Annotated in this window: 10 protein-coding genes and 1 pseudogene; 6 read left to right on the top strand and 5 right to left on the bottom strand. The window is 72.5% G+C overall.

Translation table 11 applies throughout. From position 1 onward, the window contains the following. Positions 1-71 precede the first annotated feature (71 nt). Complete coding sequence (locus QWU11_RS47470; protein WP_354670909.1) at positions 72-437, bottom strand: LuxR C-terminal-related transcriptional regulator; 366 nt, start codon at positions 435-437, stop codon at positions 72-74. A 1,915-nt stretch (positions 438-2,352) separates the two neighbouring features. Next, positions 2,353-2,808 (bottom strand): annotated as a pseudogene (locus QWU11_RS47465) (ATP-binding protein); the annotation flags it as partial. Positions 2,809-3,010: 202 nt separating this feature from the next. On the opposite strand from QWU11_RS47465, the gene QWU11_RS27760 reads away from it, so the two are divergent. After that, positions 3,011-3,670, top strand: a complete 660-nt coding sequence (locus QWU11_RS27760) for an RNA polymerase sigma factor (protein WP_354670908.1) — start codon at positions 3,011-3,013, stop codon at positions 3,668-3,670. After that, on the top strand, positions 3,663-4,739 hold the full coding sequence (locus QWU11_RS27755) for a CU044_5270 family protein (protein ID WP_290117377.1): 1,077 nt from the start codon (positions 3,663-3,665) through the stop codon (positions 4,737-4,739). Before QWU11_RS27760 ends, QWU11_RS27755 begins: the two co-directional genes overlap by 8 nt. Before the next feature lie 12 nt (positions 4,740-4,751). Here QWU11_RS27755 and QWU11_RS27750 read toward each other — a convergent pair whose 3' ends face one another. After that, a complete protein-coding gene (locus QWU11_RS27750) occupies positions 4,752-6,044 on the bottom strand; it encodes a M18 family aminopeptidase (protein WP_290117376.1) in 1,293 nt (430 codons plus the stop codon). 159 nt (positions 6,045-6,203) lie between these two features. Here QWU11_RS27750 and QWU11_RS27745 point away from each other — a divergent pair, with 159 nt between their 5' ends. From QWU11_RS27745 to QWU11_RS27730, 4 genes are all read left to right on the top strand, one after another. Further along, positions 6,204-7,358, top strand: a complete 1,155-nt coding sequence (locus tag QWU11_RS27745) for a PLP-dependent aminotransferase family protein (protein WP_290117375.1) — start codon at positions 6,204-6,206, stop codon at positions 7,356-7,358. A 51-nt stretch (positions 7,359-7,409) separates the two neighbouring features. Further along, entirely contained in the window at positions 7,410-8,162 is a 753-nt protein-coding gene (locus QWU11_RS27740; protein WP_290117374.1) for a chlorinating enzyme, read from the top strand. A gap of 23 nt (positions 8,163-8,185) precedes the next feature. Next, positions 8,186-9,748, top strand: coding sequence for an amino acid adenylation domain-containing protein (locus tag QWU11_RS27735; RefSeq protein ID WP_290117373.1), 1,563 nt, complete (start codon positions 8,186-8,188; stop codon positions 9,746-9,748). Between the two features lie 164 nt (positions 9,749-9,912). Then, positions 9,913-10,362, top strand: coding sequence for a hypothetical protein (locus QWU11_RS27730; protein WP_290117372.1), 450 nt, complete (start codon positions 9,913-9,915; stop codon positions 10,360-10,362). 17 nt (positions 10,363-10,379) lie between these two features. On the opposite strand, the gene QWU11_RS27725 is transcribed toward QWU11_RS27730, so the two are convergent. Next, positions 10,380-12,755, bottom strand: coding sequence for a ricin-type beta-trefoil lectin domain protein (locus tag QWU11_RS27725; protein ID WP_290117371.1), 2,376 nt, complete (start codon positions 12,753-12,755; stop codon positions 10,380-10,382). 4 nt (positions 12,756-12,759) lie between these two features. Further along, positions 12,760-14,151 (bottom strand): glycoside hydrolase family 76 protein, encoded by a 1,392-nt coding sequence (locus QWU11_RS27720; RefSeq protein ID WP_290117370.1) that lies wholly within the window; start codon positions 14,149-14,151, stop codon positions 12,760-12,762. Between the last annotated feature and the right edge of the window lie 14 nt (positions 14,152-14,165).

The following is a 14,165-nucleotide window of genomic DNA, read 5'->3' as shown; positions in this document are numbered from 1 at the left end:
TCTGGGGGACGGATGCCCGAAGTCTCATCCGGCGCCCGGCGCGGCGCATCGGCGAAATCACCAGTCCTTTCTCAGCTGAAGAAACGCGCCAGCTCCACCCGTGAGCGGATGCCGAGCCGTACGAAGACGTTCCGCAGGTGGTGGTCGACGGTGCGGTGGCTGAGGACGAGCCGCGCCGCGATCTCCCGGTTGGTGGCGCCCTCCGCGGCGAGGCGCGCGATCTCGCGCTGCTGGGTGGTCAGCTCCCCGGTGCCCTTCGCCGCCGCGGGCGGGGCGGTCTCCCCGGCCGCGCGCAGCTCGGCGCGCGCGCTGCCGGTCCAGTGCTCCGCGTCGTAGTACTCGAAGATCTGCAGGGCGTTGCGCAGGTGCTCGCGGGCCGCACGCGGTTTGCGCCCACGCCGCAGCCGGTGCCCGTACAGCAGCTCGGTCCGCGCCATCTCGAAGGCCGAGTCGCCGCGCTGGTGCAGCCGCAGCGCCTCGCGGAAGTGCTCGTCCGCCGCGGCCTCGTCGTCGGCCAGCAGCGCGCGGCAGCGGTGGGACAGGGCGAGGCGCACGGAGTTGCGGGTGCTCGTGGCCCACCGGTCGAAGACCTCCAGCGCCTGGAGCGCGCGCGCCCGTCCTCTCGTCGCAGCGCACGGCGGCCTCCACGAAGTGCGGGGTCGCCATCACGTGCACCACCGGGTGGGTGTGCCAGGTCCTCGCCATGAGCCGGATGCGCCCGGCGGCGTCCTCCGGGCGGTCCTCGATCAGCTCCAGGCAGGCGAGCGCCCAGGTCGTGAACGCGCCGGGCCGGGCGAGCCCGCGCCGGGCCGCGGCGTCGGAGACCGCGTCGAGGCGAAGCCGGGCGGTGTCCTTGTCGCCCTGCAGCGCGGCGAGCAGCGCCATCGTCGCGAGGTGGTCGACCGCGTGGTTCTGCTGGCCGGCGGCGCGGGCCAGCCGCAGGCCTTCCAGGGAGTGCGCGGTGGCGGACGGGTACCGGCCGAGCCAGAGATCGGCCATGGCCAGGTACGCGAGCGCCCACGGCTTGACGGCGGCGTCCGCCCCGGTGCCGAGCCGTACGGCCTCACCGGCCAGCTCGTGCGTACGCCGGTCGTCGCCGAGGATGAGCGCGGCCATGCTCGCCCACACCTTGGAGGCGGAGTCGTCGGTGGCGTCCGCCAGCCGCACCGTGCGGCGCAGCGGCTCGGCCGCCTCGTGGTGGTGCCCGCGGTACGTCGCGGCCATGCCCTCGAAGTGGGAGAAGAGAAGCTCGACGTCGGGCGGCTCGTGCCGCCGGCGCATCGCCGCGGCGTGCTCGGCGATCGCGAGGTAGCGCCGCAGGTCACCGCCCAGGCAGCTCGCCTCGCCCGCGTACGCGAGTGCCGTGACCGCGCTCCGGCGGTCGTGGCCGGCCAGCCGGTCCGCCGCGTCGAGGAGCATCCGCCGCCCGGCCACCGGCCGCCCGTCGCGCAGCTCGATCTCGCCGCGCAGCAGGTCGGCGCGCCCGCGGAGCCGTCCCTGCCGTGTCGCGGGTGTGAGCTGCCGGATCAGGGAGCGCGACCGCCGGCTCCGGCCGGCGAGCCAGGCGTCCGTCGCCGCCGCGAGCAGCATGGTCGCCTGCTCGCCCCGGTCGCGGGTCAGCGTCGAGGCCCGCTGCCAGGCGCGCGAGGAGTCGGTGTACCGGCCGGCCGCCGCGGCCTCGGCCGCGGCCTCGGACAGCTCCGCGGCGAGCCCGTCGTCCGCCTCGCCGGCCAGCGCGGCACGGTGCCAGACCCGCCGGGCCCGCTGCCGGTCGTCGTCGAGGACCTGGGCGAGCAGCTCGTGCACGAGGTTGCGCTCGGACAGGGGCGCGTCGGCGTACAGGGCGCTGCGGATGACCGGGCTCGGCACGCTGATCGACTCCCCGTCGACGCGCACGAGCCCCCAGGCGCGTACGGCCTCCAGCTCGCGCAGGTCGAGGCGGTCGGCGAGGGCGGCCCTGGTCAGGGTCCGCCCGTCGAGCCGGTCGTCGGCGACGGCCAGCAGGGCCAGCCGGCGCGCGTCGGGCGACAGACGGAAGAACCGCCTCCGGTACACCGCCCGCAGGCGGCTCCCGGGCGGCAGCGTCTCCGGCGGCGGCTCCTCGCCGGAGAGCTGGCCGGGCGTCAGCGCGGCGGCCACCTCGACCAGCGCGAGCGGGTTGCCGCCGGTCAGCTCGGTCAGCCCCGCCGACAGATCCTCGGCGACGCCGACGGGGCACCGGTCGGCGAGCACCTCCGCGCTCGCGGTCTCCTCCAGCGGGGGCAGCGGCAGCCGGGCGATCCCGGCGAGCCGGTCGCGCTCCGGCGTCGTGACGTGCTCGTTGTGCGCGGCGAACAGCATCACCACCGGCTCGCCGCCGAGCCGCCGCGCGGTGAACGCCATCGCGTCGAGCGACGCGCGGTCGAGCCAGTGCACGTCGTCGCCCCAGCACAGGACGGGTCCGTCGCGCGCCGTCTCGGTCAGGAGGGCGTGCACCGCGGTGCAGAGCGTGTACGGGTCGGCGGGGCCGTTCCCCTCGAAGACGCGGGTGAGGGCCTCGGCCTGGCAGGCGGGCAGCCGCCCGATCCGGTCCGCGACGGGCCCGAGCAGGCGGTGGAGCCCGGCGAGTTCGAGCGAGGACTCCTGGCGGATCCCCCGGATGCCGAGCGTCCGGAAGTCCGGCCCCGCCCGGCGTACGGCGAACTCCAGCAGCGCGGTCTTCCCCATGCCGGGCTCGGCCAGAACGGCGAGCGCCCCGCCCCTCCCGGAGCGGGCCCGGTCGAGCAGCTCTTCCAGTAAGGCGATCTGACGGTCACGGCCACGCAACACAACGGACACATCGGACACAACCGCCAGTTTCACGCGTGGATACGAGAAGGAAAAGCGCCCGGCTCGGCCGGGCCGATAGGGGCCATCTCGAGGGGAGGTTACGGCCCTCCGTTTACCCGCCGGCCGACCACGGAGACACGCGCCGTTACCAAAACGCGATCATGTGGCACGAACCAGACAGGGCGCATCGGCCAAGGACGGGATGATCGCCCAGAGTTACTCGTCGATGGGCCCGACCGAAGGGAAGTCCCGTATGGCCTCCGCCGCGCCGAGTTCCAGAGCCGCGCCGCCGTCGCCAGGTGAGGACGACGCGAGCGTCATCGCGCGGTCCCGCGAGGAGCCCGAGGAGTTCGCGGCGATATTCGACCGGCACGCCGCCCGGCTGCGCGGTTACGCCGCCCGCCGGCTCGGCCCGGACGCCGCCGACGACATCGTCTCCGACACGTTCCTCATCGCGTTCCGGCGCCGGGACAGCTACGACGCCACACGCGCGAACGCCGCGCCCTGGCTCTACGGCATCGCCACCAACCTCATCGGCCAGCGGCGGCGCGCCGAGGTGCGGATGTACCGCGCGTACGCCCGGTCGGGCGCCGACCCGCTCATCGTGGAGGGTCACGAGGAGAGCGTCGCCGACGCGGTCTCGGACGGCTCCCGGCTGGCCGGAGCGCTGGCGTCGCTGAAGAAACGGGACCGCGACGCCCTGCTCCTGCACATCTGGGGCGGGCTCTCCTACGAGGAACTGGCCGCCGCCCTGGCCGTCCCGCTGGGCACCGTCCGCTCCCGTCTTCACCGCGCCCGCAGGCGGCTTCGCGAGGCACTCGACACATCGGCTTCCAGCGACAAGGACTCCGCGAATGAGTGAACTGAACCGGCTGCGCGAGATGCGGGCCCGGCTCGCCGACCCCGACCCTGAGCGGCTCGCGGCCGTCCGTGCCCAGGTGACCGGTCGCTTCGGCGCGAGGAGTCCGGGCCGCGGGCGGGCGTTCGTTCCCCGCCGTACCGGGCTGCGGCTGGCCGTGGTCGCCGTCGTCCTCGCGCTGGCGGCGGGAGTGACGGCCGTTCAGGTCGTCGGCGGGCACCGCGGCGGGCCGTTCGCCACGCCCGACGCCGCCGCCGCGAACCTGCTGAACCGCGCAGCGGCGGCGGCCGACGCCGAGCCCGACATCCGGCCCCGCAAGGACCAGTACGTCTACATCGAGCAACGCCGCAAGGAACTCACCGGACCGCCGCTGGAGAATCTCCAGCGGCCGTACCCGGTCAAAAGCCCTGCGGCGTGGTCCCCGGACGACCCGCCGTACTACGTCGACCGGCGTACGGAACAGTGGCAGAGCGTGGTCGACAAGGGGCAGATTCTCGACCGCGACCTCGCCGGGCACCCGACTCCTTTCGCGCCCGGCATGAGACTGCCGGCCCGCATGCCGGGCCTCGGAGGCGGGGAGGAGTTCAACGCCCTGTGCGAGCCCGGCAGCCCGTACGAGCCGAACTACCGCTGGATGTCCACCCTGCCGACCGATCCGGACCGGCTTCGCGGCGAGATCTTCGGCGACGCCCAGCCCCCGGCCGCGAAGTGGCAGGTGATCAGCGACATGCTGACCATGGGCGTTCCGTCGGCCAGGCTGCGCGCGTCCCTGTTCCGCCTCGGCGGCACGATCCCCGGGGTCACGGTGGCCGGCCACGCCGAGGACGCGGCCGGTCATCACGGGATGGCGATCGAGTTCACCTATGCCTGGGGGGCGATCGACATCAAGATGGTCGGGCAGCTCATCTTCGACCCGAAGACGTACCGCTATCTCGGCTCACGCGACCTTCTCGGCGAGCGGTACGCCGGTCTCGCGGCGGGAACGCTGTGGCAGACCAGCTCGGTCGTCACGATGAAGGCCGTCGACAGGCTGCCCCGTGTCCAGCACGGCACCGTGCGCGCGCGTTGCTGACGCCCGCGCGGCTCAGCCGCCGAGAAACGCCGTCAAAGCGCCGGCCAGCAGGAACGGGTCGTCCGCGCCGCACAGCTCGCGCGCCGAGTGCATGGACAGGATCGGCACTCCCACGTCCACCGTGGAGATGCCGTGCCGGGCGGCGGTGATCGGGCCGATCGTCGTGCCGCACGGCATCGCGTTGTTGGAGACGAAGTGCTGTGACGGGAAGCCGGCCCGATCGCACGCCTCGGTCCACAGGCGGCGGCCGACGCCGTCCGTGGCGTACCGCTGGTTGACGTTGACCTTGAGGATGGGCCCGCCGCCCGGCATCGGACGGTGGGTCGGGTCGTGCTTCTCGGGGTAGTTGGGGTGCACGGCGTGACCGGTGTCGGCGGACACGCAGACGGTGCCGGCGAGGGCGCGCGCCCGGTCCTCATACGATCCGCCGCGCACGACGACCGAGCGTTCCATGATCCGGCCGAGCAGCGGACCGCCGGCGCCGGTGTCGGACTCGCTGCCGTTCTCCTCGTGGTCGAAGGCGGCCAGCACCGGCGCGTGGTTCAGGTCCGGGGCGCCGGACGCCGCGATCAGCGCGGCGGCGCCGGCGTGCACGGAGAGCTGGTCGTCCAGCCGCGCGGCGGCGAGGAACTCCCGGTCCCGGCCCAGGTAGGCGGGCGGCTGGACGTCGTGGGCCATGAGGTCCCAGCCGACGACCTCCGTCACCTCGACGCCCGCCTCCTCCGCCGCGAACCGGATCAGGTCGCCCTCGTCGACCTGGCCGAGACCCCACACGGGCTGCATGTGGCGCTGGTGGTCGAGGACGAGCCCGTTCTGGTTGACGCCGCGGTCCAGGTGGATGGCGAGCTGCGGCACCCGCAGCAGCGGGCGGTCGACGGCGATCAGCCGCGTACTCCCGTCGCGCAGCACGAGCCGCCCCGACAGGCCCAGGTCGCGGTCGAGCCAGCTGTTGAGCAGCGGGCCTCCGTAGATCTCGACGGCGACCTGCCGCCAGCCGAATGCCCCGAAGTCGGGCCGCGGCTTCACCCGCAGGTTGGGCGAGTCGGTGTGGGCGCCGACGACGCGGAACGGCGTCTCCGGCGGCGCGCCCTCGGGGACGAACCAGGCGACGATCGCCCCGCCGCGGATGACGTAACGCCCGCCGGCCGTTCCCTCCCACGCGTCGGTCTCCGCGACCTGGGTGAAACCGGCCTTCTCCAGCCGCTCGGCGACGTTGGCCACCACGTGGTACGGCGAGGGAGACGCCGCGACGAACGCGGCCAGGTCGTCGGTGTGCCCACGGTCGAATCGAGGTTGCGCGCTCATGGGCCAAGACTAGGGCGTTTCGCCCCGCGGACCCGTGACCGTCCCCCGCGCGAGCTACCCGAGGTGTCCCCCGCAGCGCGATGATCACCGCTCCCGCCGTCCGTAGCGTTTCTCCCCGGCGGCCCGGCACCGCGGGCCGGGGGACCGGGAGGCGATCCGATGACGTTGGATGTACCGGCCGTGCCGTCGCCCGCGGCCCGTGACGTCTGGTCCACGATCTCGCGGCCGCCGCTGTTCCTCACCACGAAGCCGGAGTACGACTTCCGCGCGGGCGTGCCGGACGCGGGACTGTTCCCGTTCGAGATCTGGCAGGACCATCTCGCCCGGCAGTTCCGGGACCTGCCGCGCGAGCGGCTGACCTATGAGGATCCCCGCGGGCACGCCGGGCTGCGGACCCAGATCGCCCGCCGGCTCGAACTCGCCCGGGGCGTCCAGGTGAGGCCCGATGCCGTGCTGGTGACCGGCGGATCCCAGCAGGCGCTGGACATCGCGGCCAAGGTCCTGCTCAGGCCCGGCGACCGGGTCGCGGTCGAGAACCCGGGATACCCGCCGCCGCGCCAGGTCTTCACCGCGCTCGGTGCGCGGCCGGTCGGCGTACCCGTGGACGAGGAGGGCATCGTCGTCGAGGCGATCCCGCCCGGCTGCCGCCTCGTGTACGTGACGCCGGCCCACCAGTTCCCCCTCGGTATGCCGATGTCGGCACGGCGCAGGGCCGAGCTGATCGCGTGGGCCGGACGCCACGACGCGGTGATCGTCGAGGACGACTACGACAGCGACTTCCGTTTCACCGACGATCCGCTCGAGCCGTTGTACGTCCTCGACCCCGGGCGCGTCATCCATCTCGGCTCGTTCTCCAAGGTGCTGCTGCCCGCCCTGCGGCTCGGCTTCCTGCTCGCGCCGCCGGCCCTGCGCATCGCGATGGAGAAGGCGAAGTACTTCACCGACCTGTTCTCACCGAGCGTCGAGCAGGCGGCGCTGGCCCGCTTCATGGCGGACGGCGAGCTCACCGTGCACGTGCGGAAGGCCCAGGCCGAGTACCGGGCGCGACGCAAGGCCCTGATCTGGCTCGTACGCCGGGACTTCGCCGACGTACTGACCCTGCTGCCCGCCTCCGCCGGACTCCACGTGACCGCGACCGCCCCGGCCGGCATGTGGCCGCTGGTACGTGCCGCGCGGCGGGCCGGGGTGTGGCTGTACTCCCTCGGCGACTTCACCGAACCACGGGACTCGCTCCACGGGCTGCTGCTCGGCTACGGGGCCGTCCCGTCCGACCGCGTCCAGACAGGACTGGGGCGGCTGAGAGAGCTGATGTGAGGAGGACGTACGGCCGCCCGCTTCTCATCGCCCACAACGGAGAGGTAACACGTGACACAGACCGGCTTCGCGCTCACCGCCGACGAGCTCGCGCAGTTCCACCGCGACGGCTACATCGGGCCGTTCGACCTCTACGAGCCCGAGGAGATGGAGGCGAACCGGCGCGCGCTGCGCCCCCGGCTCATCAACTCCACGACCTCCATCTACGCCCAGGACAGCAAGATCTCCGGCAGCACGAACCTGGCCAGCTACGACCGCCATTTCGACATCGACTTCCTGGCCGAGCACATCACCCGGCCCGAGATCGTCGACCGGGTCTCCAGCATCCTGGGGCCGGACACGCTCTGCTGGCGCACCGAGTTCTTCCCGAAGTACCCCGGTGACGAGGGCACCGACTGGCACCAGGCGGACAACTTCTCCAGCGTCAACCAGTCCAAGCACCCGCAGATCGTCTGGCCGGAGGACGCCGAGTTCGGCGGCACCGTCACCGTCTGGACGGCGTTCACCGAGGCCGGCGTCGAGAACGGGTGCCTGCAGTTCATCCCCGGATCCCACAAGACGATGAACTACGACGAGTCCAAGATCATGGAGTACGACGCCGGGAAGATCAATCAGGTGGAGAAGGGCGGCGTACGGCGCGGCCTCTTCGCCGGCGGCACGTCACTGACCGCCGCCCGGCTGATCGAGCGGGCCGAGGCGGCGTTCGGCGAGGGCTCTCTCCCGCCGGACGCCCTGTTCGACGGCAGCAGCGTCCGCGACATCGTCACCGTCATCCGGCGGAACACCGCCCGGGCCGACATCTAACGGCGCCGGAGGGGAGAGTACGCATGCTCAGGCTGACGGCCACCCCGGAGGCTCTGGCGATCCACCGGCGGATCAACCGGACCACGGAGCCGTACCCGGACGACCGCGGCACGGCCGCGCTGTTCGAGCGCCAGGTCGCGCGGCGCCCCGGCGCCACGGCCGTTGTCCACCGCGGCCGCACGCTGAGCTACCGCGAGCTCAACCGCCGGGCCAACGCGCTGGCCGCCCGGCTGCGTGCGTCCGGCGTCGTACGCGGAGACACGGTCGGGGTGTGCGTGGCCCGCTCCCCCGAGCTCGTCGTCGCGCTGCTCGCCGTGCTGAAGTGCGGCGCGGCGTACCTCCCCTTCGACGCGGCCTGGCCCGGCGAGCGGCAGCGGGGAATCCTCCTCGCCGCCGGCTGCGAGGTCGTCGTGACCGACCGGGCCGGGCCGCCGGCCACGCGTCTGCGGGACCACCGCGTGCTGGCGGTCCGGCCGGACGACCCGGCGGGCGACGACGCCGATCCCGTGTCCGGCGCCGGGCCGGACGACATCGCCTACGTCAACTTCACGTCCGGTTCCACGGGCCGGCCCAAGGGCGTGCCGGTCCGCCACCGCTCCGTCGCCCGCCTCGTCCACGGCGCGCGGTACGCCCGCCTGGACGAGCACCCCACGCTCCTGCAGCTGGCCCCGATCTCCTTCGACGCCGCCACCTTCGAGATCTGGGGCGCCCTGCTGCGGGGCGGCACCTGCGTGCTCTACCCGTCGCGGCACGTACGGTTCTCCGAGCTCAGGCACGTGATCGAAGAGCACGGGATCACGGTCGTGTTCCTCACGACGGCGCTGTTCAACGTCATCGTCGACGACGCGCCGGACACTCTCGCGCACGTCACCACCATTCTCACCGGCGGCGAGGCGCACTCCCTGCGGCACATGGCGGCCGCCCTGCGGCACTACGGTGACGACCGGGTGGTCAGCGTGTACGGCCCGACGGAGTGCACGACGTTCGCCACCTACTACCCCGTACGGCGGTTGCCGCCGGACGAGACCGCCCTGCCGATCGGGCTGCCCATCCAGAACACCGGCCTCTACCTGGTCGACGGCGACCGGCTGTGCGCCGCCGGGGAGACCGGCGAGATCTGCCTGGCCGGGCCGGGGCTGTCCCCGGGCTATCTCGGCCTGCCCGAGGCGACCCGCGAGCGGTTCGTCGAGTGCGAGCTCGCCGGCGGACGGCTGTATCGCACCGGCGACGTCGGCCGCCTCCGCGTCGACGGGAACGTGGTCTTCCAGGGCCGGCTGGACGACCAGGTGAAGATCAACGGTTATCGCGTCGAGCCCGGCGAGATCCGCCACCACCTCGACGGGCACCCGGACGTCAAACAGAGCCACGTCACGGTCGGCCGGACCTCGGCCGGCGAGAAGACGCTGTTCGCGTTCGTCGTACCGGCCACCGAGGGCTGCACGCCGGGCGCGCTCCGGCGCCATCTGGCCGCGCGGCTGCCGGAGTACCTGGTCCCGGCGGTGATCCGCCTCTGCGCGTCGCTCCCGCTGTCCCCCACGGGAAAGGTGGACCGGCAGGCGCTGCTCGCCCTCCACGATCAGGCTTGACGAGGCCGCCGGAGACGGTGACCGGCACCGGGCCGTTCCACCGAGGGCGGCGCCTTCCGGGCCTCTGTGACGGGCCTGGCATCAGCGCGTGACCGGCGGGGAACGCCTCATCAGCGAGGTCCGGGTAAGTGGGGGGACTTCTGCCGACGAAGTCAGGAGAAATCATGTACAAGCGCACTTATGGAACGCTCGCCTGTGCGGCGGCGGTGGCTCTGGTGTTCGCGGGGACGGCGCACGCGGCGCCGAGTCCGATTCGAGCGACGTTCGGCCTCAACTCCGACGGGAAGGGGAACATCGGCGTCGTGGCGGCCGGTGAGCTCGACGCGGGAGACTGCCGGCTGATCCGGCAGGAGCCGATCATCCTCAACATCCGCAAGGGCACCATGAGGTGGGTCGGCCTGGTGCTCACGACCGCCAGTCCCGACCCCGACGTGTGGCACGCGACCTTCCAGTTCAGGAAACGCAACGGCGACAACATCGGCAGGGCCCTTCATTTCGACGGTCCGCAGATGAGGCAGATCAACCGCCCGTACCCGTTCGACCTGACGGTTCCCGCCTTCACCACCACGGGCGTCTTCCCGGCGTTCACGGTCGTGGAGACCAGTTCCTGCTGACGGCTCGCGGACGAGGCTCACGGCGCGGCGGGCAGCCTCCACTGCTGGTTGAGGCCTCCGTCGCAGTCCCAGATGTCGACCTGGGTGCCGTTGGCCGTGCTGAACGCCGGGTCGTCGAGGCAGCGGCCGGAGACCGGGTTGACGAGCGCCCCGTTCCGGGGCTCCCACTGCTGGTTCGCGCCGTTGTTGCAGTCCCAGATCTCCACCAGAGTGCCGTTGGCGGCACCCGCGCCGGTGACGTCGAGGCACTTCCCGTTCGTCTGGAGCGTGCCGCCGATGAACGTCCACCGCTGCGCCCCGGTGGAGTTGCAGTCCCAGATGTCGGCCTTCGTGCCGGACACCGCCGAGCCGGTGTAGTCGTCGAGGCACTTGCCGCTGATGCCCGAGGTGACCGGGCCCGGCGGCGGCTGGGCCGTGCCGCTGCCCGGGGTGACCGACAGGTTGTCGAACTGGTCGGTCTGGTAGCCGGCCACGCCGATGCCGACCTGACCCGACACGAACGAGCCGTCGCTGACGGTCCCCGTCGTACGGCCGTCCACGGTCGCGGTGATCTGCGGGCCCTGGAAGGTGAGTCCCAGCTTGTGCCAGGTGCCGGTGCCGGGCGCGGCGATCGTGCCCGACGCCAGCGTGGTCGTCGTGCCGCTGGAGTAGCTCTTCACGATCGACCACGCGCCGGTGTCCGCGACACGGAACCTGTACAGGTTCTGGTGTGACTGCGGACGGGCCTGCGTGTTGGCGCGGCCCAGCAGTTCGGCGGTGCCGGCCTGCCGGAGGTCGACGTCGGCCGTAACCGTGTAGTTGGACCAGGTCGTGTCGCCGACGAGGGAGAACGCGTCGGAGTCGTCCTGCCACTCGATCGGTCTCACCGGCGCGACCTGCTGTACGCACTGTCCCGTACGGCCGTCCGCGCACGGCCTCGCCTCGAACGAGCCCTGCATGTCGGACAGGTACTTCGCCTCGCCGCCGGTGGCGACGCCCTCGAAACCGTCGGTGTACGGCAGGGCGAGCGCGTGTGCGGCGGGCGGCGCCGCGGTCCCCTTGCCCTGGCCGCCGAGGGTACTGACGGTGTAGACGTAACCGGGCTGCAGCGTCAGGGAGTACGAGCCGCCGCTCGGCGTGACGTCCGCGGTGTGGACGAACGACGTGGAGGCGCTCGGGTCGTTCACGTTCGTCGCCCAGACGTGGACGGTCCCGGTGGACAGGCCGCCCTGGACGTGGACGTTCACGGTCTGCGCCGCGCCGGAGGTCGTGGTCTCCAGAACGGTCGAGTAGTCCGAGCCCGACTTCAGCGTCACGTACGCGCCGTTGGACTCCGCGCCGCCGAGGTAGCCCGACGCGCTGTCGACGAACGTCCAGCCGGGCCGGGTGAACTGCGTGACCTGCGCGGTGGCCCAGGTGCTCGCGCCGACGGTGTAGTCGCCCGACCAGGGGGACGCGGCGGTCATCAGGCCGACGGTGGCGTACGGCAGGGTCGGGTAGATCGCGGCGAGCAGCGGCCAGTTGAAGGTGCTGGTCATGCGGGCGTCCGTGTAGCCGCGGACGATGGCGCGGATCCACGCGGGCGCGCCGGTGTTCATGTCCTGCGAGCCGTTCTCGCTGTCCCACAGCGGCTTGCCGTTGCCGCGGGCCGTGGCCGTGCTGGAGCAGGTGTCGGCGCTGCCGCCGTCGCCGCCCTCACACGAGTAGTGCGTGCCGATGATGGCGACGGCGTCGTCGAACGCGGAGTCGCTCGCCATGTCGTCGGCCACGCCCCAGCCGGTGTCGTCGGCGACGAGCCGTACGCCGGAATAGCCGTGCGCGTCCAGCGCCGAGCGCAGCCGGACGAACCAGCCCGCGTCGTGGCCGCGCTCGTTCCAGCCGCCGAGGTGGCCGATGCTCAGGCCGTGCTGCCTGGCGCAGTCCAGCCACGAGATCAGGTAGTCGATCGTGTCGGCGGACCAGAACCCGCCCTGGATCCAGCCCGGTGCCGCCCACGCCAGGCCGTACAGGCCGATGCCGGGGTTGCGCGCCTTGGCCTGCTCGGCCAGCCAGAACTCATAACCCGCACCACAGTCGACCGTGCCGCGTGTGTGCTCGATCGACGGCTCGGAGCCGTCGGTGGAGTTGGCGTCGCCGCCGATCTCCAGTTTGAGCAGTTGCAGGGCGGCTCCGTAGCCCGGTTTGAACAGGTAGTCCAGGATCTGCGCCTGCTGGGCGGCGGGATAGTTCGTCAGCAGCCGCGAGTTGCCGCCACCGCCGCTGATCGCGCCGACGCCGTCGAACGTCCGGCCGCCCTGGGCGCCGTCCACCGTGATGGACGTGGTGGCGGCGCGGGCCGGGGCCGCGCCCACGACGAGCAGCGCGGCGAGCAGGGACAGCACCCAGACGGGCGTGAGCCTCCGTGCGCGGGCCATCGTCTCAACCGGCCGCGTTGAGGAGGTCGAGCACGCTCTGCTGGCAGCCGTAGTCGCTGGTGCCGCTGCCGCCGGCCCAGTGGGGGCCGTACTGGTCGAGCGCGTTCCGATCGTGGGCGTACGCGGAGTTCGCCCAGCTCGAGAGCGTCGCGGCGTACGGGTGACCGCTCAGCTGGCCGTTGAGGCGGCCCAGGCCGCGTACGTAGGCGCCCTTGAAGGAGGGACCGTCGCCGGTGCAGCCGTCGCCCTCCCCGGGCTCGCGCAGCACACCGCCGCTCTGCAGCCTGCTGGTGGAGGCGTCGGCCAGCGTCCGCGCCGTGGTCAGCGGCCCCGAGTCGCCGGTGGCCCTGGACAGCTCGGTCAGCCCGCCGAGCACGACACCCTGGTTGTAGGTCCAGGTCGGCTGCCCGTTGTTGGCGCAGGAGCCGGTCAGACCGTCGTTGATCATGTGATCGCCGTTGATCATTCCGCTGTTCTGGAACCAGGTCCACTCGTTCCGCGCCCGGCCCAGGTACGTCGTGTCTCCGGGGATGCGGTTGTGCAGCGCGGCGGTGAGCTGCAGGAACAGCTCGTTGGTGATGGCGTTCTTGTACGTGCGGCTCTGGCTCCACCAGACGCCTCCGCCGCACGTGCCGTCCCAGTACGCGAACATGTGGTCCGCGTCCGTGCGCGCGGTGGTGAGGTAACGGCTGTCGCCGGTCAGGTCGTAGGCGTCCACCCAGGCCAGGCCCCACCAGCCGGTGTCGTCGATGTACTCGTTGGTGAAGTTGCCGCCCTGCGCGCCGAGGTTCTTCTCATAGGTCTCACCGATCGCGTACCGGTAGCTGCCCATGCCGGTGACGCGGACGTTGTCGATGATCGCGGTCAGCGCGTTGGCCGCCGTCCACCAGCCGTTGCCGCCGAACAGCTTGGTGTTCCGGTCGAACGACATCATCAGGGCGGTGGCCGCGGCGGTGCGCCGTTCGCCGGCGTTCCAGGTCGCACGGGCCCAGGCCGTGCACGCGATCGAGCCGCCCGCCACCTGGCCGCACGCGCGCAGCGCGCCGACGCCCTCGGTGTTCCAGTCGTCCACGTTGTACATCAGCGTGCGCCAGCCCCGCTGCCCGGACGGCACGGTCGTGTTGCCGAGCCGGCTGCCGTCGCTCCAGGTACGGCCGCCGTCCATCGACCGGTCCAGCCACACGACGTCGCCGGCGGCACCGTTGTCGACGGCCGCCCAGCCCATCGCGTCCGTGTCGTCGAAGTGCATCGTGAGCGTACGGCCGGACAGCGCGGCGGTGACCGGCACCCGGTCCTGCGGGCTCTGCGCGGGGTCGCGGGCGTCGCAGTACTTGTTGCAGATCGTGGCGGCGGACGCCTGACCGGCGACGAGACCTGAAGACAACGTTGTCGACACGAGGACGAGGAGGG

Source organism: Actinomadura sp. DC4, from assembly GCF_030406325.1.
Lineage (GTDB): Bacteria > Actinomycetota > Actinomycetes > Streptosporangiales > Streptosporangiaceae > Actinoallomurus.
The sequence above is the reverse complement of the archived record's forward strand: the minus strand, read 5'-3'. Positions and strand labels throughout refer to the sequence as shown.